Genomic DNA, 19,135 nt, shown 5'->3' on the forward strand with positions numbered 1-19,135 from the left:
TTGTCATCCAGCGCGGCAGGATGTGGTGCCAGAGGATCAGACGCGTTTGAAGACCAGGGTTCCGTTGGTGCCGCCAAAACCGAAGTTGTTCTTGACGGCCACGTCGATCTTCATGTCACGCGCCGTGTTGGCGCAGTAATCCAGATCGCACTCCGGATCCTGATTCAGCAAATTGATGGTCGGCGGCACCTTTTGCTCATGCAGCGCCAACACCGTGAAGATGCTCTCAATACCACCCGCGCCGCCCAGCAAGTGGCCGGTCATGGATTTGGTAGAACTCACCACGGTCTTGTAGGCATGGTCGCCCAAGGCCGCCTTGATGGCATTTGTTTCGTTGATGTCACCCAGGGGCGTGGAAGTACCGTGGGCGTTCAGGTAGTCGACCTGGTCGGCATTCATGCCCGCATTGCGCAAGGCGTTGAGCATGGCGCGGCGCGGGCCATCCATGTTGGGGGCCGTCATGTGCCCGGCATCGGCACTCATGCCAAAGCCGCTCAATTCTGCGTAAATCTTGGCACCCCGGGCTTTGGCATGCTCATATTCTTCCAGCACCATCACGCCGGCGCCCTCGCCCAGCACAAAACCATCGCGGTCCTTATCCCAGGGGCGGGATGCTGTCTTGGGGTCGTCGTTGCGGGTGGACAGGGCACGCATGGCCGCGAACCCCCCGATGCCCAGCGGCGACACCGTGGATTCCGTGCCACCGGCGACCACCACGTCGGCATCGCCGTACTCGATCATCCGGCCGGCCTCGCCGATGCAGTGCAGGCCCGTGGTGCAGGCAGTGACCACCGCCAGGTTGGGGCCCTTGAAGCCAAAGCGCATGGACACGTGGCCCGCCACCATGTTGATGATGGACGCCGGCACGAAGAACGGCGTGATGCGACGGGGGCCGCGGCTGACCAGTTCCGCGTGGGTGTTCTCGATCAGTGGCAGGCCACCAATCCCCGATCCGATCACACAGGCAATGCGCGTGGCGAACTCTTCGCTGAGCGCCTCACCCGTGGGCAGGCCGGCATCCTGCACCGCCTGCGCAGCTGCCGCGATGCCGAAATGAATGAAGCTGTCCATCGCGCGCGCATCCTTGGCGCTGATGTACGACTCCAGGTCAAGACCTTTGACCTCCCCCGCGATCTTGCAGGCGAAGTTCGACGCGTCGAACTTGGTGATGAGATCAATGCCGGATTTTCCGGCAAGGAGGTTGGCCCAGGATTCGGCCACCGTGTTGCCCACGGGGCTGACGCATCCCAGGCCGGTCACGACAACGCGACGACGGCTCATGCGTAAAAAACCTTCTGCTGATCGCTTGAGTCAGGCGCAGAGCGCCGCTCAGGCCTTCTGGTGGGTATTGGCGTAGTCGATGGCGTTTTGCACCGTGGTGATCTTCTCGGCGTCTTCATCCGGAATCTCGATGCCGAATTCGTCTTCCAGCGCCATCACCAGCTCCACCGTGTCAAGCGAGTCGGCACCGAGGTCTGCCACGAAGGCCTTTTCATTGGTGACTTGGGACTCTTCCACGCCGAGTTGTTCGGCAATGATTTTTTTGACGCGTGCTTCGATATCGCTCATGGTTTCCCTCTGGGGGTTGTGAATGAATCCGCGATTCTAGCTGCTTCAGGAGAAGCCCCTCAGCAGCCCGCCGTCCGGATGAACCGGCGTTATCTTCCATCAATTACATATACATGCCGCCATTGACATGCAACTCCTGCCCGGTGACATAGCCAGCCTCGCGCGAAGCCAGGTAGGCCACCGCATGGGCGATGTCTGCGGGCTTGCCCATGTGGCCCAGGGGAATCTGCGCATTGAGCGCTTTTTGCTGGTCTTCGGGCAACACGGAGGTCATGTCGGTCTCGATAAAACCCGGCGCCACACAGTTGACCGTGATGCCGCGGCTGCCCAGTTCGCGGGCCAGTGCGCGCGCCATGCCGGCCACGCCCGCCTTGGCAGCCGCGTAGTTGGCCTGGCCTGGATTGCCCGAGGCGCCCACCACGCTGGTGATGCTGATGATGCGCCCAAAACGCTGCTTCATCATCGGACGGATGGCCGCACGGCTCACGCGAAAGACGGCCTTGAGATTGGTGTCGAGCACCGCGTCCCAGTCGTCGTCCTTCATGCGCATGGCCAGCGTATCGCGTGTGATGCCCGCATTATTCACCAGCACATGCAATCCGCCCTGCTGCTTGACGATGGCATCCAGCAGCGCATCAACGGCGGCCGCATCGTTCACGTTCAGGTTGGCGCCACGGCAGCCCGGATAGGCCGACAGGGCCTGGCTGATGCGCTCAGCCCCCTCGTCGGTCGTGGCCGTGCCCACCACTTGATAGCCACGAACGGCCAGTTCCAGCGCAATGGCCGCGCCAATGCCGCGCGATGCGCCTGTCACCAACGCCACCTGCGCGGCCGATGAGGTTTCCGTCATGCCAGCAACTCCCGGGTTTCGGCCAGCGTGGCCGGATCAAACATTGCACCACCCACCAACTCGGGGTCGATGCGCTTGGTCAGGCCGGCCAGCACCTTGCCAGGGCCACTTTCAACAATATGGGTCACGCCGCGCGCCTTGAGGGCCTGCACGCATTCCACCCAGCGCACGGGGCCAAAGGCTTGCCGGTACAGCGCATCCCGGATCGCATCCGCGTCCTGGCGAACCGCGACATCCACGTTGTTCAGCACAGGGATCTGGGGAACGGCAAACGCCACATCCGCCAGCGCCAGCCGCAGCTTCTCGGCGGCGGGCTTCATCAGGCTGGAATGAAAGGGTGCGGAGACAGGCAACAGCAATGCACGCTTGGCACCCGCCGCCTTGAGAACTTCGCAGGCCTTGTCGACACCCGCCTTGGTCCCTGCAATGACGGTCTGGATGGGGTCGTTGAAATTGACCGCCTCGACCACCTCGGACGTGCCCGCACCCAGCGAAGCCAGCGCCTCGGCGCAGCCCGCGATGACCTTGGAGGCTTCCATGCCCAGAATCGCCGCCATCGCTCCGGTGCCGACGGGCACGGCCTCCTGCATGGCGGCCGCCCGCAGACGCACCAGTGGCGCGGCCTGGGCCAGCGTCAGCACCCCCGCCGCCACCAGCGCCGAATATTCGCCCAGCGAATGGCCAGCCACAGCCACGGGAGCCGCGCCGCCCTCCGCGCGCCACACGCGCCATGCAGCGACCCCCGCCACCAGCATCACAGGCTGCGTATTGGCGGTCAGCGCAAGCGCCTCCTTGGGGCCGTCCTTGATCAACAGGCCGACGTTCTCGCCCAGGGCATCCGATGCCTCCTGCAGGGTCTGGACGACCACCGGGTGATCGCCCCATCCGTCGAGCATGCCCACCGATTGCGAGCCTTGCCCCGGAAAGACAAATGCAAAAGATTTCATGAAAAATCCAGAAATATGATTGAAATCGAGTCCCAGCGCTTATTCAATAAGCGCTGAAAGCTATAACTTCAGGAGCACCGCGCCCCAGGTAAAGCCACCGCCCACACCTTCGAGCAGCAGGGTCTCGCCCTTTTTGACCTGGCCGGAGCGCACCGCGTGGTCCAGCGCGAGGGGAATGGAAGCGGCCGATGTATTGCCATGCTGGTCCACCGTGACCACCACCTTGTCCATGGACAGCTTGAGCTTGCGGGCGGTGCCCTGCATGATGCGGATGTTGGCCTGGTGCGGGATCAGCCAGTCGATGTCGGCCTCCGTCATGCCCGCCTTCGCGAGCACCGCATGCGCGGCCTTTTCGAGCACCCCGACAGCGAGCTTGAAAACAGCCTGCCCGTCCATCTTGAGGACCGGGTCCCCCAACACCTGGCCACCGGCCACGTTGCCGGGCACGCACAGGATTCCCACATGCCTGCCGTCGGCGTGCAGGTCGCTGGACAGGATGCCGGGCGTCTCAGACGCTTCCAGCACCACAGCACCCGCCCCATCGCCAAACAGCACGCAGGTGGTACGGTCGTTGAAGTCCAGGATACGGCTGAAAACCTCAGCGCCAATGACCAGCGCGCGGTTGGCGGCGCCGGTCTGGATCATGGCATCCGCCACGGACAGGGCATAGACAAAACCGCTGCACACCGCCTGCACATCAAACGCCGGGCAACCATTGGCGCCCAGCTTGTTCTGCAATATGCAGGCAGCCGAAGGAAACACCATGTCCGGCGTGGACGTGGCCACGATGATCAGATCGATGTCCGTGGGCTGCAGCCCCGCGGCCTCCAGGGCGTTGCGCGCGGCTTCCAGCCCCAGATCGCTGCTGGCGACATCAGGCGCCGCGAAATGGCGGGCGCGGATGCCCGTGCGCTCCACGATCCATTCGTCCGAGGTTTCTATGCCGCGCTGGGCCAGTTCGGCCACCAGATCAGCGTTGGTCAGCCGGCGCGGGGGCAGGTAGCTGCCGGTGCCGGTAATGCGGGAGTAGCGTCTCATCAATGTGTGATCGTCGCCGCAACGCCAGGCTGGGGCTGTGCATCTGCAGGCACCAGAAGAGGCGCTGCATGCGCAATCCGGGTCCGGACACGGTCGAGCAAGTTGTTGCGGGCTGCATCATACGCCCGGTTCAACGCCTGCTCGAAGGCCATTGTGTCAGCCGACCCATGGCTCTTGAAGACCAGTCCACGCAGCCCCAGAAGGGCCGCACCGTTGTACCGACGGTAGTCCATGCGCTTCATCAGCGCTTTTAAGACCGGATAGGCAGTGATGGCAGCAATTTTGGTGAAGATGTTGCGCGAGAACTCGGTCTTGAGTGCACCGATGATCATCGACGCGACGCCTTCGCTGGCCTTGAGGGCCACGTTGCCGACAAAGCCGTCACACACGACGATATCCACCGTTCCCTTGAAGATGTCATTGCCTTCGACATTTCCATAGAAATTCAGATCGCCAGAATTGGCAGCAGATCGCAGGAGTTCACCTGCTTTTTTAATCACTTCGCTGCCCTTGATGACTTCCTCACCGATATTGAGGAGACCCACCGTCGGCTCGCCGCCATCCCTGAGGGCGGACACCAGCGCGGAGCCCATGACGGCGAACTGAAGCAGGTGCTCCGCAGAGCAATCCACGTTGGCGCCCAGGTCCAGTACCGTGGTGGCGCCGCCGGCGGCATTGGGCATCTGCGTGGCGATGGCCGGGCGGTCGATGCCGTCGAGCGTCTTGAGCAGATAGCGGGCAATGGCCATCAGGGCGCCGGTATTGCCTGCGGAGACAGCCGCCGAGGCGGCGCCATCCTTGACCTGCTGGATCGCCACGCGCATCGAAGAGTCCTTCTTCCTGCGCAGGGCCACCTCCACGGGGTCATCCATGGCCACCACTTCGGAAGCGGGCACGATGGTGGCGCGGTCGTGCGAGAACGACTGCAGGCTGTCCGCCAAGCCAACGAGCAGCAGGCGGGCATCAGGGTGGTTATCTAGGAACTGGCGGCACGCCGCGAGCGTGACGCGGGGGCCATGGTCGCCCCCCATGCAGTCAACAGCCAGTGTGATCATGGGCGACTTGTCCGACCGGCCAGACAGGCCGGAAGATGAAATGCAACGGTCAAAACAAAGGCCCGCGCTACGATTTCAGTAGCAACGGGCCTTTGGATGGGGCGAAAGTCAGGCTTCAGACTTGTTCTTCAGCACCTGGCGGCCGCGGTAGAAGCCGTTGGGGCTGATGTGGTGGCGCAGGTGCGTTTCACCGGTCGTGGGTTCCACGGCAATGCCCGGCACATTCAGGGCATTGTGCGAGCGGTGCATGCCGCGCTTGGAAGGGGACTTTTTGTTTTGCTGAACGGCCATGATGGCTCCTGGTCTTGAATAGGTTGGTAAAAACGCGATCAGCCCATTAAAGACACGAGGGGATTCGCGCGAAGCCCTCGATTATAGCCTAAATGGCTCGCGGCCTCTTTATGACCCTTTGCCGGGTTTTCGCAGGCCCGCCAGCGCGGCAAATGGATTGGGCTTCTCGGCGTTGGCCTCTTCGAAATCCTCATCCGAGGAAGCCAGGGGCACCGAGGTCGGGCATTCGTCGTGCTTGGGCACCACGGGCAGCGCCATCAGCAATTCGTCTTCGATCAGCTCGCGCAGATCAAATTCGCGGCTCATGGCCAGCAGGTCTTCCTCGCTCTCGTCGTCCAGCGCCTCGGCCGTGGCTTCGTCGGCCACGAAGCGGAACTCGCGGTCCACCTCCAAGGGGACATCCACCGGGGTCATGCAGCGCTGGCACTCCATGGGGAAACTGGCCCGCACCTTGAGATGCAGCCACACCTGGCCCATGCCACCCAGCGCCGTGCGCACTTCGCCGACCGCCTCCCAGTCCACCATCAGGTCCGGGTGCAGGCCCTTGGCCTCCTGGGCCAGGCGTTCGTACTTCAAGAGCGAATCGTGGCCCGACAGCCGACCGCCCGCCTGTGCAAAGGCTTTCACGTCCAGGCGCTGTGCGGAGAATTCCTTGGTCATGGCGGCAGTGTAAGAGAATCGGCGCATGCATCAATCCCCTCCCCTGCAACGCCCTCTGGTATTGGGCTCCACCTCGCGGTACCGACGCGAATTGCTCCAGCGGTTGAACCTGCGTTTCGACGTTGCCGCCCCCGATGTGGACGAGACGCCCCGCCCGGGCGAGGTCCCGCGCGCGCTGGCCTTGCGCCTGGCGGTGGCCAAGGCCCAGGCGGTGGCCCGCCAGCACCCCGATGCCGTGGTGATCGGCTCCGACCAGGTCGCCGACCTTGCGGGCGAACCCCTGGGCAAGCCGGGCCACCACGAGCGCGCGGTGCAGCAGTTGCGCCAGATGCGGGGCCAGACCGTGGTGTTCCAGACCGCCGTGGCCGTGGTGTGCGCCGCCACGGGCTTCGAGCAGGTGGACCTGGCTGCGGTGGAGGTGAAATTCCGCGACCTGTCCGACGCAGAGATAGAGCGCTACCTGCGCGCCGAGCAGCCCTACGACTGCGCGGGCAGCGCCAAGAGCGAAGGCCTGGGCATCGCGCTGCTCGATGCCATCGTGAGCGACGACCCCACCGCGCTCATTGGGCTGCCGCTGATCCGCACCTGCCGCATGCTGCGGGCGGCAGGGCTGGTACTGCCGTGATGAAACATCCCCCGAGCCGCGTCGCGCAGCCACCCACTCCTTGCGCAGAAGGGCACGCCTCGGCCTGGGCTGCGCCAGTTGCCTGGATGGCAGGTACCACGCAGCCCCATGGAGCCCAGCGATGAACGCAAGAACCGGAACGCTGTACCTGGTGCCCGCGCCGCTCGATTTTGGCTGCGACAGCCAGGTTCCGCTGCAGGATGCGCTGCCCGCCAGCACCTTGCAGACCGCGGCGCGGCTCACCCACTGGGTGTGCGAGAACGCCAAGAGCACCCGCGCCTACCTCAAGCGCGTCGATGCCCTCCACCCCCTGGCCGCTTCCCTGCAGCAGCAGCAGATCACCGAACTGCCGCGCGAGGTGCACAAGAAGGGAGACCATGGCGACAAGGGGTCGGCCCCCTTCGATGCCCGCCCCCTGCTGGCCGCCGCGCTGGCGGGGCATGACATGGGACTGGTCAGCGAGGCGGGCATGCCCGCCGTGGCCGACCCGGGCTCGTCCGTGGTGCGCGCCGCGCACGATCTGCAGATCCCCGTGGCCCCCCTGGTGGGCCCGGTGTCGCTGCTCCTCGCACTGGCGGCCAGCGGCCTGAACGGGCAGAACTTCGCATTCGTCGGTTATCTGCCACAGGACAGCCAGGAGCGCACCCAGCGCATCAAGGAACTCGAAGGCCTGGCCCTCAAGACAGGGCAGACCCAGCTCTTCATCGAAACCCCGTACCGCAATGCGGCCCTGTGGCAGGCGCTGGTCCAGGCGCTGCAGCCCCACACCCGGCTGGCGCTGGCCAGCGGGCTGACGCTGCCGGACGCACGCATCCGCAGCCAGCTGGTGCGGCAATGGCGCCAGCAGCCCGAGCCCCCCGACAACCGCACCCCCGTGGTGTTCGCATTGGGCCGCTGACATGCAGCCGCATTCGATTGCTATATCTTTAATAGCTTGTAGCGCTTATATGACAAGCGCAGAGGCCATTATTCGTTGTGAATTGAACGGCAAGGCCATCAACATCTCCAACGGTGCCGAAACGGCCGGACAGTCCGGGCTCGTGCGCTGCAGCGAAGAGGACACGGGCCATGTCCAGCGAGAGCAGGAGCTGCGCAATGGCAAGTACATCGGCCAGGAGCGCATGTTCGACCGCGAAGGCCGCCTGCAGCGCGAGCGCACGGTGAACGAACGCGGCAACAGCCACGGCCGGGTGGCCGAGTTCTGGCCCGACGGCCAGGTGCGGCGCGAGGAAACCGCCGACAACGGCCGCACCCAGGGCGCGGTGCGCCGCTTCGATGCCACCGGCCGCGTGGAGCGGGTGTCGTTCCATGGCGAGGGGCAGGAGCTCTTTCATGTGGAGACCAACGGCAGGGGCCAGCCCACGCGCCTGCTCTGCCCCCGTGCCAGCGTGCTGCCCGAAGACCGCAAGCTCTGCGGCTTCGATGGCGCCACCGACACCCTGCTGCACGCGGAAAACGGGACCCCAACCGCACAGCTTCGGTACGACCAGGGCCGCCTGCTGAGCGCCACCGAATGGAACGGCGACGGCCTCGTCTCCGCCCAGCAGCTCGTGGTGGAAGGCCGGCGCGTTCACCGCAGCTTCCACACCGAAGGCGGCAGGAGCGTGCTGCGCGAGGAACGCGTTTTCGCCCCCGACGAGCGCGCGCTGCGCGACACCCGGGGCCCTCTGTGGAGCACCCGGCGCTACGGCGCATCGGGCCAGCTCATCGAGCAGCGCGGTTTTGACGGCGGGCGCGAGGTGCAGGTGGAGCGCTGGTACCTCAACGGGTCCGTGCGCGAACGCAGCACCTGGAGCGGCAGCGGCGAGCAGGCCCGCCTGCTGCGCGAGATGCACCGCGACGACGGCAGCCTCCTGCGGCGCGACCAGCTCACCAAGGACCAGTGGCCCGTGGGAACGCAGCAGGCGTTCCACGACAACGGCCGGCTGGCGATGGAAGAGCAGTATTCCGCCCCCGATGCCCGCGGCCGCACACGCCTCACGGCGCGCAAGCAGTGGGACGAAGCGGGCAAGCTCGTGGCGGACGACACCATTCTTGAAGACGGCTCGCGCCAGCGCAGGGCCGGCGGGCTGGACAGCTGAAGCAGGCATCACACCCCGGCCCCTCCACCCTCCTGCCGCCCCTGAGGCTTGCACCGCCCGGTCAGCGGCGCCATTCGCACACGCCCATACGCAAAAATGCCCCGGATGGAATCTCCACCCAGGGCATTGGCTGCGAGTGGCCCGCAGGCCAGATCAGGTGGCGTCAGCGCAGCTGCGGCCCCGCCACTGACAGCGACTTGACCGCGCCCACGCCGATGGCGGCGCCAAAACGCTTGACCAGGCGCTCGGCCACGTTGTCGCGGCGGGTGTAGTCGATGATGTCCTCGGCCTTCACCACCTCGCGCGCCACGTAATCCAGGTTGCCCAGCTTGTCTGCCAGGCCCATTTCCACGGCCTGCTGGCCGGTCCAGAACAGGCCGCTGAACGTGTCGGGCGTGGTCTTGAGGCGGTCGCCGCGCCCGGCCTTCACCACCGCGATGAACTGCTGGTGGATCTGGTCGAGCATGGTCTGCGCGTAGGCGCGCTGCTTTTCGGTCTGCGGGCTGAACGGGTCGAGAAAGCCCTTGTTCTCGCCAGCGGTCAGCAGGCGGCGCTCCACGCCCAGCTTTTCCATGGTGCCGGTGAAGCCGAAGCCATCCATCAGCACGCCGATGCTGCCCACGATGCTGGCCTTGTCCACATAGATGTCGTCCGCCGCGGCGGCGATGTAGTACGCGGCCGAGGCGCAGGTTTCCTCCACCACGGCATAGATCGGCTTGTTGTGCTTGGCCTTCAGGCGCACGATCTCGTCGTTGATGATGCCGGCCTGCACCGGGCTGCCGCCGGGCGAATTGATGAGCAGCACCAGCGCCTGCGAGCCTTCGTCCTCCAGCGCGCTGCGCATCGCGGCCACGACGAACTCGGCGCTGGCCTCGGCGCCCGCGGCGATCTCGCCCTTGATGTCGACCACCGCCGTGTGCGGCGCGCTCTTGCTGGCGCTGGGCGACGCCTGGCGCAGGGCGGCGAAGGCAACGGCGGCGATCAGCAGCAGCCATGCCAGCCGGAAGAATATCTTCCAGCGGCGGGCGCTGCGTTGCTCTTGCAGGGCAGAGAAGGCCAGCTTTTCCAGCGTGGCGCGTTCCCAGCCGGGTTCACGCGATGAGTCGCTCACAGATGCTCCTGAATTCGTAGCTGATTGCGCCCACAGGTCGGGCGCTGGGTTGCTTTTGGGGTCAAAACCCGGGGAACCGGGCGGTTGGGGGTCGGTCATGTCATGCGTCCTGGCGCTGCGCCTGCCTTGCCGGGGCGGCCTGTCCAGGGCACGGGCAAGGCACCGGACGACAGCACATAAGGGTAATTCATCTAGTTTTTCTAGAACTCTACGGGTTGCAGGTTGTATGCAGTATGCCAGTGCACCACGCCATCGCTTTCCGACAAGGCAATTTTCACCAGGCCGCCCCGGCAGGGCCCCCCCGCACACTGCCCCGTGCTGGGCAGGTAGGCCGCACCATGGGTGGCGCACAGCAGCCACTGGCCGGTATCGTCAAAAAACCGGTCGGGCTGGTAGTCCATTTCCATCGCCACGTGCGTGCAGCGGTTGAGATAGGCATGGGGCGTGCCGCGGTAGCGGATGGCAAAGGCCCGGCAGGTCTGCCCCGCATAGACCACGTCAAACGCAACAGCCAGGCCGCTGTCGGCCAGGTCGGCGCTGTTGCACAACGCAATGGCCCGGTCAGGAAGGTCCGTCATGGGAATGCTCGCTTGCGCATCGTGCCCGCCCGTCAGGCGTATTGCAGCAGCCAGTCGTGCAGATCGCGCACCGAATGGGCCACGTGCAGCGGGTTGAGCGCATGGAACACCTCGGGCTCATGCGCGCCGTAGCTCACCCCCACGCTGGCGCAGCCGGCATTCACCGCCATCTGCAGGTCGTGCGTGGTGTCGCCCACCATCAGCAGCCGCTCGGGCGGCACGTCGAACTCGGCCATCAGCTCCTGCAGCATCAGCGGATGCGGCTTGCCCGCGGTCTGGTCGGCCGTGCGCGAGCCATCGAACACGCCGCGCAGGTCCACCGAATGCAGCGCATCGTCCAGGCCGCGGCGGCTCTTGCCCGTGGCCACCGCCAGCAGGTGCCCGCGATCGCGCAGGTCGGCCAGCAGCGGCAGCACGCCGTCGAACAGGCTCAGGTCCTCCTGGTGCTGGATGTAGTGGAACCGGTAGCGGTTGCCCAGGTCGGTGTACTTCTCGGGCGGCACGTCGGGGGCGGCATGGGCCAGGGCCTGCATGAGCCCCATGCCGATCACGTAGGCGGCCTCCTTGTCGGTGGGCACCGTGCCACCGACATCGCGAACCGCCGCCTGGATGCAGCGCACGATGATGGCGGTGGAATCAAACAGGGTGCCGTCCCAGTCAAAGGCGATGAGATCGAAACGGCGCGGGCGGGAGGTGGTGGAGGGCATGGGGGGTTGTTCGCGCCATTTCAGGCAGGAGAAGGCACAAAGCCGGCCAGTTCGGACGGCAGCTCGGCATGGAGCGCCACGCGCTCGCCCGAGGCGGGATGGTTGAACTGTAACCGCCAGGCATGCAGGAACATGCGCTTCATGCCCAGCTTCTGCAGCCGCTTGTTGAGATCGAAATCCCCGTACTTGTCGTCCCCCACGATGGCATGCCCCTGGCTGGCCAGGTGCACGCGGATCTGGTGGGTGCGGCCGGTCTTGATGGTCACCTCCAGCAGCGACATGGCGGGCAGCCCCTGCGCGGGGCGCGGGGGCACCGAGCTGCGCACCTTGACGAGCGTGACGGAGCGCATGCCGTCCGGGTCGTCGGCCGTGGTCACGCGCACACGGCGCTCCCCGTCGGCCTGCAGGTACTTGTGCAGCGGCAGGTCGATGACTTTCTTGTTGGCGGGCCAGGCACCCGTGACGAGTGCCAGGTAGGTCTTGCCGGTCTCGCGCTCGCGGAACTGGTCCTGCAGGTGCGTGAGCGCCGAGCGCTTCTTGGCCACCAGCAGGATGCCCGAGGTCTCGCGGTCCAGCCGGTGCACCAGCTCCAGGAATTTCGCGGCCGGGCGCGCCTGGCGCAACTGCTCGATCACGCCGAAGCTCACGCCGCTGCCGCCGTGCACCGCCACACCGGCAGGTTTGTCGATGGCGATCAGATGCTCGTCTTCGAGCAGGATGGGAAATTCGCGCGCGGGCGCCGGACGCTCGGCCTTCTCGGCCACCTTGTCTGAAATTCGAACAGGAGGCAGGCGCACCACGTCCCCTGCTTCCACGCGGGTGTCGGCACTCACGCGGCCTTTGTTGATGCGCACCTCGCCGCTGCGGATGATGCGGTAGACGTGCGTTTTTGGCACACCTTTCAAGTGGCGTATCAAAAAGTTATCGAGCCGCTGGCCCGCGGAATCGGAATCGACCTCGATCAGGCGTGCCGCCGGAGGGCTTGCCGCCGTGGTGCGGTCGGATGGCGGTTTGGCCCCTATAATGTGTTTCACCTGCGCGTTGCTGTGTAAGTGGTTGATTTGTCTGGAGTTTAGTCCACGCAACCCTTTCCCTCGTGCAGGAAGGTCGATGCCAGCGGGCGTCGTGCACGCAGATTGCAGGCCAGATGCCTGCGGTGGCCTGCGCTTCGTTCGGCGGGCTGACAGATTGAAACACTGATACGGAATCCCCAAGCTGGCAGACGCACCCTACCCGGGAGCAGCCTGCCAGCGGATCGAAGCGAGCATGTGGTTGTTGATGGCATGGATGGTGACCTTGTGGCGGTGGCTGTTGCCCCCGGCCGCACACGCACATTCCGCCCCAGCGCCCGTCCTGCAAGCGCAACACGCTACTATTTTAGTAGCAAAACTGCGCCACTCTCACTCGCCCCCATCCACGCGCCCCTGCCTTTTCCTGCCGCGCTAGCGCTCGGCAGACCCTTGGCATTCCCGGCAATTCCCTTCGTTTCGATGCGTCAGTCCAGGCATTCACAGCTCCTGTAGAGCTTGTTGTATTGGTTTGGAAACTGTGGGCGGCAGCCCGCGCAGCCCTCTCCGTGGGTCACGGTTGGCTGCTCCGCTGCTGTCCGCGAAACACTGAAGGAATCGCATCATGAAGCGGATGCTCATCAACGCCACGCAGCCTGAAGAACGGCGCCTGGCCATCGTCGACGGACAGAAGCTCCTCGACTACGAAATCGAAATCGAGGGGCGCGAACAGCGCAAGGGCAACATCTACAAGGCCGTCGTCACGCGCGTCGAGCCCTCGCTGGAAGCCTGCTTCGTCGACTACGGCGAAGACCGCCACGGCTTCCTGCCGTTCAAGGAAATCTCGCGCAGCTACTTCACCCCCGGTGTCTCGCCCAGCCAGGCACGCATCAATGAAGTGATCCGCGAGGGCCAGGAGCTGCTGGTCCAGGTCGAAAAGGAAGAGCGCGGCAACAAGGGCGCGGCCCTGACCACCTTCGTCTCGCTGGCCGGCCGCTACGTGGTGCTGATGCCCAACAACCCCCGTGGCGGTGGCGTTTCGCGCCGCATCGAGGGCGAGGACCGCGCCGAGCTCAAGGAGGCGATGGACCAGCTGGAATACCCCAACGGCATGTCCATCATCGCGCGCACCGCCGGCATCGGCCGCACCGCGCCCGAGCTGCAGTGGGACCTGAACTACCTGCTCAAGCTGTGGAACGCCATCGACGGCGCCGCCAAGGGCGGCAAGGGCGCCTTCCTGATCTATCAGGAATCGAGCCTCGTCATCCGCGCGATCCGCGACTACTTCAACAACGACATCGGTGACATCCTCATCGATACCGACGACATCTACGAACAGGCGCAGCAGTTCATGGCGCACGTCATGCCCGAGCATGCCGCCCGCGTGAAGCGCTACCGCGACGACGCCGCCCTGTTCAGCCGCTTCCAGATCGAGCACCAGATCGAATCGGCCTACGCCCGCACCGTGCAACTGCCCTCGGGCGGCGCCATCGTGATCGACCACACCGAAGCGCTGGTCAGCGTGGACGTGAACTCGGCCCGCGCCATCAAGGGCGGCGACATCGAGGAAACCGCCACCCGCACCAACCTGGAAGCCGCCGACGAAGTGGCGCGCCAGATGCGCCTGCGCGACCTGGGCGGCCTGATCGTGATCGACTTCATCGACATGGAGGAGAGCAAGAACCGCCGCGAAGTGGAAAACCGCCTGCGCGACGCGCTGCGCCAGGACCGCGCCCGCGTGCAGTTCGGCACCATCAGCAAGTTCGGCCTCATGGAGATGAGCCGCCAGCGCCTGAAGCCCGCCTTGAGCGAAGGCTCGTCCATCCCCTGCCCCCGCTGCGGCGGCTCGGGCCACATCCGCGACACGGAAAGCTCGGCCCTGCAAATCCTGCGCATCATCCAGGAAGAGTCCATGAAGGACAACACGGCCGCCGTGCACTGCCAGGTGCCGGTGGAAGTGGCCTCGTTCCTGCTCAACGAAAAGCGCACCGAGATCGCCAAGATCGAACTCAAGCAGCGCGTGGCCGTGCTGATGGTGCCCAACAAGACGCTGGAAACCCCCAACTACCGCCTGGAACGCCTCAAGCACGACGATCCGCGCCTGGACCACATCGAAGCCAGCTACAAGCTCGCCGAGGAAGTGGAAGACCCCACGGCCGTGACGCGCCGCTCGCAGGAGCCCACCAACAAGCAGACCCCCGTCATCAAGGGCGTGCTGCCCGATGCTCCCGCCCCCGTGGCCGAGCCCCGCCCCGAAGGCGCGGCCCGCCCACCCCGCGCCGGCCAGCGCCCCGCTGCCGCGCCCGCGGCACCCGCCCAGGCCCCCGTGGCTGCGCCAGCGCCCGCTGCCGCCGCCGCGCCGCAGGAGCAAGGCTTCTTTTCCTGGCTCAAGAGCCTGTTCGGCTTTGGCGATGCACCGGCAGCCCCCGCACCGGTGGCAGCAGCCCCTGCCCCCGCCGCCACACCTGAAACCACGGGCCGCGGCGAGCCCCGCCGCGATGGCCGCAACGGCGAAGGCCGTGGCCGCCGTGGTGGCCGCGATGGCAACCGGGAAGGCCAACGCGATGGCAACCGGGAAGGCCAACGCGAAGGCGGCCGTGATGGCGGCAACCGCGAAGGCGCCAGCGAAGGCCGCGGCCGCCGTGGCGAGCGCTCGGCCGAAGGCCGCGCTCCGCGCGACGCCGAGGGCCGCCCACCCCGCGACACCGACCGCCGCCCCGAAGGCGAAGCCCGTGAGGGACGCGAAGGCCGCAACGGCCGTGACGGTGGCCGTGGCCGCCGCGACGCCGAGCCCCGCAACCAGGCCGCCGGCCTGAACGGCGACAACACCGCTGCCGCGCAGGCGCAGGTGGAAGGTCCGAACGGCAACAGCGCGGAAGCGGGCCAGCAGCCGCGCGGCGAGCGCGGTCCGCGCCGTGACCGTGGCGAAGGCTCCGGCCGCCGCGAACGTGGAGACCGTGCAGAGCGCGGCGAACGCACGCCCCGTGCTGTCGAAGCGCAGGAGAGCACCGCGCCGGCCGCGGGCGACTTCGTCGACACCGCCCCTCTGGCATCGCTGCCCGACCTGGACCTGTCCGGCAACGACGTGGCCGCGGGCAATGGCGCCCCGGCCAGCGAAGAGCAGCAGCGCCGTGAGCGCCGCTCGCGCGACCGCTACGGCCGTGACCGCCGCGAACGCGGCGAGCGAGGTCCTCGCGACAGCGCCGAGACCACGGCAGCGGCACCGGCGATGCTGGACTTCGATCCCACCGCCGTCACCGCACCCCAGGCCGAACCGGCGCCGGAGCAGGATGAGGCTCCACGCCGCAGCTACTTCAGCGCCCCCGCCGCACCGGTGGAGGCCGCCGTGGCCGAGGCTCCGGCTGCCGCCCCGGTGGCGGCTGCAGCGCCAGCGCCCGTGGCTGCTCCGGTGGCCGCCACGGCCCCTGCTGCCGCGGCACCCGTGGCGCCCCCGGTCGCACCCGTTGCCGCGCCCGCGCCAGCCCCGGTGGCGGTTGCTGCTGCGGCGGCTGCCGCCAACGGCATGCCCCGTGTCCAGTCCTTCACGCTGCCGGTCGACGAGCTCCAGCAGGTTGCCGCCTCGTCGGGGCTGCAATGGGTGAACTCGGACGCGGGCAAGATCGCCGCCGTGCAGGCGGCGATCGCCGCCGAACCGCAACCCATCCGCGTTCCACGCGAACGGCCGCCCGCGGTCGTGCTGGACGAAGGCCCGCTGGTGCTGGTGGAAACCCGCCGCGACCTGTCGGCGATGACCCTGCCTTTCGAGCAGCCGCCGGCGGCCTGATCCACCGGCTGCGGCCCTGAAAACAAGAAGGCGGCCCAGGGCCGCCTTCTTGCTTTGGGGGCCCTGAACAACGCCTTGGCGCTGCGGCGGCCCTGCAGCAGGTACCATTTTGGCCGCTGCCGGCATTCCGGCCTCGCTCCGCCCAGCCTTCTCCCCTTCCGAGCCCCACGGACCACCCGGACTCCCACATGCTGTTCCTGCTGTCCCCAGCCAAATCCCTTGACTACGACACCCCCCTGCCCGAGGGGCTGCCCCATTCCACGCCCCAGTTCGTGCCACAGTCCACGGCCCTGATCGAGGTGCTGCGCACCCAGTCCCCCCAGGACATCGCCTCGCTCATGGACCTGAGCGACAAGCTGGCCGCGCTCAACGTGGCGCGCTACCAGGCCTGGCGCCCCCGCTTCACCGCCGCCAACTCGCGCCAGGCGCTGCTGGCCTTCGACGGCGACGTGTACGAAGGCCTGCAGGCGCGCGCGCTCACCGCCGACGACCTGGACTGGGCCCAGCGCCACGTGGCGATCCTGAGCGGCCTGTACGGCGTGCTGCGCCCGCTCGACCGCATGCAGCCCTACCGGCTGGAGATGGGCACGCGCCTGGCCACGGCCGCGGGCAGCAACCTGTACCAGTTCTGGGGCAGCCAGATCGCCGAGCACCTCAACACCCGGCTGCGCGCCGACACCACGCCCGTCGTGGTCAACCTGGCGTCGCAGGAGTACTTCAAGGCCGTGGACCGCAAGGCGCTCAAGGCACGCGTGGTCGAATGCGTGTTCGAGGACTGGAAAGGCGGCGGCTACAAGATCATCAGCTTCCACGCCAAGCGCGCGCGCGGCCTCATGGCCCGCTATGCCGTCACGCACCGCCTTGCCACACCCCGCCAGCTGGAAGGGTTTGATCTGGACGGCTATGCCTTTGCCCCGGCATCATCCGGGCCCGAGCGCCTGGTATTCCGGCGCAAGGCAGCACCCGCCCCGTAACCCCGAAAGAAACCTGCTTACGTTGAAGGACCGCCATGACATCGCGTTCTGAACAGCACCCGGACAGCACCACGGCAACCCACCAGGACCGCGGTGCCGCGCGGCAGGCCATCACGCCCGAGCTGCGCCGCTGGATCATCGAGCAGGCCCAGGCAGGCTATGCCGCGCCCGTGGTGCTGCAGTCCATGCGCGATGCGGGCTGGGATGAGAACGTGGCCGCCGATGCGCTGGAGATCACGCTGCAGGACCACCTCAACGAACTGGCCGTGCAGCAGGGCCAGCCACCCGCCGTGGCGGTGCCCGAGCCGCGGCTGGACGAATCCCCCGCGCAGCTTGAGGCCGGCGACCGCAGCGTGAACGTGCTGCTGGCGATCGCCCAGCCGCGCATCGTGGTGTTCGGCAACCTGCTGTCGCCCGAAGAATGCGACGCTCTGATCGCCGCCGCCGCGCCGCGCATGGCGCGCTCGCTCACCGTGGCCACCAAGACGGGGGGCGAGGAAGTCAACGACGACCGCACGAGCGACGGCATGTTCTTCCAGCGCGGCGAAAGCCCGCTGCTGCAGCGCATCGAGGAGCGCATCGCCCGCCTGCTGAACTGGCCCATCGAGAACGGCGAGGGCCTGCAGGTGCTGCACTACCGCCCCGGTGCCGAATACAAGCCGCACTACGACTACTTCGACCCCGCCGAGCCGGGCACGCCCACCATCGTCAAGCGCGGCGGCCAGCGTGTGGGCACGCTCGTGATGTACCTGAACACGCCCGAGAAAGGCGGCGGCACCACCTTCCCCGATGTGCATGTGGAAGTGGCGCCGCAGCGCGGCAATGCCGTGTTCTTCAGCTACGAGCGCCCGCACCCGTCCACGCGCACCCTGCATGGCGGCGCCCCGGTGATCGCCGGCGAAAAATGGATCGCCACCAAGTGGCTGCGCGAGCGGGAATTCAAATAAAAACAGGCCTTGGCGCTTATCCACATTGCGCTACCAGCTATCAATTTAATAGTATCCATGAACACCCCGGAACAATCCCAACTCGGCAAGGCATCGGCCTACATCGACCAGTACGACGCCTCTCTGCTGTTCCCCATCCCCCGCGCGGGCAAGCGGGCCGAGATCGGTGTCACCGGCGCCGCGCCGTTCTTCGGCGCCGACCTGTGGACGGCGTTCGAGCTGTCGTGGCTCAACCAGCGCGGCAAGCCGCAGGTGGCGCTGGCGCACATCACCATGCCGTGCGAGACCCCCAACATCGTGGAGAGCAAGTCGTTCAAGCTCTACCTCAACAGTTTCAACAACACCCGATTCACGGATGCGGCCGAGGTGCAGGCCCGCATCCGTGCCGACATCAGCGAGGCCGTATGGCGCGGCGCGGAGCACCCGGCCACCGTGGGCGTGCGGCTCCTCAGCCCCGAACTGTTCGACCAGGAGCCCGTGCACGAACTCGACGGCCTGAGCCTCGATCGGCTGGACGTGGAATGCACGCAGTACCAGCCCGCGCCCGAGCTGCTGACGGCCGTGTTTGGCGAGGCCCCCGTGTCCGAAGTGCTCACCAGCAACCTGCTCAAGAGCAACTGCCTGGTGACGGGCCAGCCCGACTGGGGCAGCGTGCAGATCAGCTACAGCGGCCCGCAGATCAACCAGGAAGGCCTGCTGCAGTACCTGGTGAGCTTTCGCAACCACAACGAATTCCACGAGCAGTGCGTGGAGCGCATCTTCATGGACGTGTGGACCCGCTGCAAACCCATCAAGCTCACCGTGTATGCGCGCTACACGCGCCGGGGCGGCCTGGACATCAACCCGCTGCGCACCAGCCACCCGCAGGGCCTGCCGCGCAACGTGCGCACCGCCCGCCAGTAAGGCCCTCC

General features: G+C 66.6%; 19 protein-coding genes. 7 read left to right on the forward strand and 12 right to left on the reverse strand.

The genetic code is table 11. The annotated features are described in order from the left end of the window. Positions 1 to 36 precede the first annotated feature (36 nt). From fabF to AC07PV_RS15045, 8 genes are all read right to left on the reverse strand, one after another. A complete protein-coding gene (fabF, locus tag AC07PV_RS15010) occupies positions 37 to 1,281 on the reverse strand; it encodes a beta-ketoacyl-ACP synthase II (protein WP_218295600.1) in 1,245 nt (414 codons plus the stop codon). Between the two features lie 48 nt (positions 1,282 to 1,329). Beyond that, complete coding sequence (gene acpP, locus AC07PV_RS15015; RefSeq protein WP_003058049.1) at positions 1,330 to 1,569, reverse strand: acyl carrier protein; 240 nt, start codon at positions 1,567 to 1,569, stop codon at positions 1,330 to 1,332. A 103-nt stretch (positions 1,570 to 1,672) separates the two neighbouring features. Continuing rightward, a complete protein-coding gene (gene fabG, locus AC07PV_RS15020) occupies positions 1,673 to 2,419 on the reverse strand; it encodes a 3-oxoacyl-ACP reductase FabG (RefSeq protein WP_218295601.1) in 747 nt (248 codons plus the stop codon). Continuing rightward, positions 2,416 to 3,366 carry an ACP S-malonyltransferase gene (fabD, locus tag AC07PV_RS15025; protein ID WP_494630611.1) on the reverse strand — a complete coding sequence of 317 codons (951 nt, stop codon included), beginning with the start codon at positions 3,364 to 3,366 and terminating at the stop codon, positions 2,416 to 2,418. Before fabD ends, fabG begins: the two co-directional genes overlap by 4 nt. A gap of 60 nt (positions 3,367 to 3,426) precedes the next feature. After that, positions 3,427 to 4,404 (reverse strand): beta-ketoacyl-ACP synthase III, encoded by a 978-nt coding sequence (locus AC07PV_RS15030; RefSeq protein ID WP_218295603.1) that lies wholly within the window; start codon positions 4,402 to 4,404, stop codon positions 3,427 to 3,429. After that, positions 4,404 to 5,459 carry a phosphate acyltransferase PlsX gene (gene plsX, locus AC07PV_RS15035; protein WP_218340100.1) on the reverse strand — a complete coding sequence of 352 codons (1,056 nt, stop codon included), beginning with the start codon at positions 5,457 to 5,459 and terminating at the stop codon, positions 4,404 to 4,406. The genes AC07PV_RS15030 and plsX overlap by 1 nt, the downstream gene beginning before the upstream one ends. A 108-nt stretch (positions 5,460 to 5,567) precedes the next feature. Then, the gene (rpmF, locus tag AC07PV_RS15040) at positions 5,568 to 5,750 is read right to left on the reverse strand and encodes a 50S ribosomal protein L32 (RefSeq protein ID WP_005794249.1); all 183 of its coding nucleotides are present in this window, start codon (positions 5,748 to 5,750) and stop codon (positions 5,568 to 5,570) included. A 108-nt stretch (positions 5,751 to 5,858) separates the two neighbouring features. Further along, positions 5,859 to 6,410 carry a YceD family protein gene (locus tag AC07PV_RS15045; RefSeq protein WP_492244143.1) on the reverse strand — a complete coding sequence of 184 codons (552 nt, stop codon included), beginning with the start codon at positions 6,408 to 6,410 and terminating at the stop codon, positions 5,859 to 5,861. Between the two features lie 25 nt (positions 6,411 to 6,435). Between AC07PV_RS15045 and AC07PV_RS15050 the strand changes: the two genes are divergently transcribed. From AC07PV_RS15050 to AC07PV_RS15060, 3 genes are all read left to right on the forward strand, one after another. Continuing rightward, positions 6,436 to 7,035, forward strand: a complete 600-nt coding sequence (locus tag AC07PV_RS15050; RefSeq protein WP_492807387.1) for a Maf family protein — start codon at positions 6,436 to 6,438, stop codon at positions 7,033 to 7,035. Between the two features lie 121 nt (positions 7,036 to 7,156). Continuing rightward, positions 7,157 to 7,933, forward strand: a complete 777-nt coding sequence (locus tag AC07PV_RS15055; RefSeq protein ID WP_218295607.1) for an SAM-dependent methyltransferase — start codon at positions 7,157 to 7,159, stop codon at positions 7,931 to 7,933. A gap of 49 nt (positions 7,934 to 7,982) precedes the next feature. Continuing rightward, on the forward strand, positions 7,983 to 9,116 hold the full coding sequence (locus AC07PV_RS15060; RefSeq protein ID WP_494630612.1) for a toxin-antitoxin system YwqK family antitoxin: 1,134 nt from the start codon (positions 7,983 to 7,985) through the stop codon (positions 9,114 to 9,116). Positions 9,117 to 9,279: 163 nt separating this feature from the next. On the opposite strand, the gene AC07PV_RS15065 is transcribed toward AC07PV_RS15060, so the two are convergent. From AC07PV_RS15065 to AC07PV_RS15080, 4 genes are all read right to left on the reverse strand, one after another. Beyond that, on the reverse strand, positions 9,280 to 10,326 hold the full coding sequence (locus tag AC07PV_RS15065) for a S49 family peptidase (protein ID WP_218340097.1): 1,047 nt from the start codon (positions 10,324 to 10,326) through the stop codon (positions 9,280 to 9,282). A gap of 101 nt (positions 10,327 to 10,427) precedes the next feature. Next, positions 10,428 to 10,805 carry a Rieske (2Fe-2S) protein gene (locus AC07PV_RS15070; protein WP_218340096.1) on the reverse strand — a complete coding sequence of 126 codons (378 nt, stop codon included), beginning with the start codon at positions 10,803 to 10,805 and terminating at the stop codon, positions 10,428 to 10,430. Between the two features lie 32 nt (positions 10,806 to 10,837). Beyond that, positions 10,838 to 11,512 (reverse strand): HAD family hydrolase, encoded by a 675-nt coding sequence (locus tag AC07PV_RS15075; protein WP_218295610.1) that lies wholly within the window; start codon positions 11,510 to 11,512, stop codon positions 10,838 to 10,840. 20 nt (positions 11,513 to 11,532) lie between these two features. Further along, positions 11,533 to 12,546 carry an RluA family pseudouridine synthase gene (locus AC07PV_RS15080; RefSeq protein WP_218295611.1) on the reverse strand — a complete coding sequence of 338 codons (1,014 nt, stop codon included), beginning with the start codon at positions 12,544 to 12,546 and terminating at the stop codon, positions 11,533 to 11,535. A 598-nt stretch (positions 12,547 to 13,144) separates the two neighbouring features. On the opposite strand from AC07PV_RS15080, the gene AC07PV_RS15085 reads away from it, so the two are divergent. The 4 genes from AC07PV_RS15085 (at position 13,145) to queF (ending at position 19,127) form a co-directional block, all read left to right on the forward strand. After that, complete coding sequence (locus AC07PV_RS15085) at positions 13,145 to 16,303, forward strand: Rne/Rng family ribonuclease (RefSeq protein ID WP_494630613.1); 3,159 nt, start codon at positions 13,145 to 13,147, stop codon at positions 16,301 to 16,303. A gap of 188 nt (positions 16,304 to 16,491) precedes the next feature. Further along, entirely contained in the window at positions 16,492 to 17,277 is a 786-nt protein-coding gene (gene yaaA / locus AC07PV_RS15090; protein ID WP_494630615.1) for a peroxide stress protein YaaA, read from the forward strand. A gap of 35 nt (positions 17,278 to 17,312) precedes the next feature. Then, entirely contained in the window at positions 17,313 to 18,224 is a 912-nt protein-coding gene (locus tag AC07PV_RS15095) for a 2OG-Fe(II) oxygenase (protein ID WP_492244146.1), read from the forward strand. Positions 18,225 to 18,281: 57 nt separating this feature from the next. Then, positions 18,282 to 19,127 (forward strand): NADPH-dependent 7-cyano-7-deazaguanine reductase QueF, encoded by an 846-nt coding sequence (queF, locus tag AC07PV_RS15100; RefSeq protein ID WP_494630616.1) that lies wholly within the window; start codon positions 18,282 to 18,284, stop codon positions 19,125 to 19,127. Positions 19,128 to 19,135 lie beyond the last annotated feature (8 nt).

Source organism: Acidovorax sp. GW821-FHT09A11, from assembly GCF_059418365.1.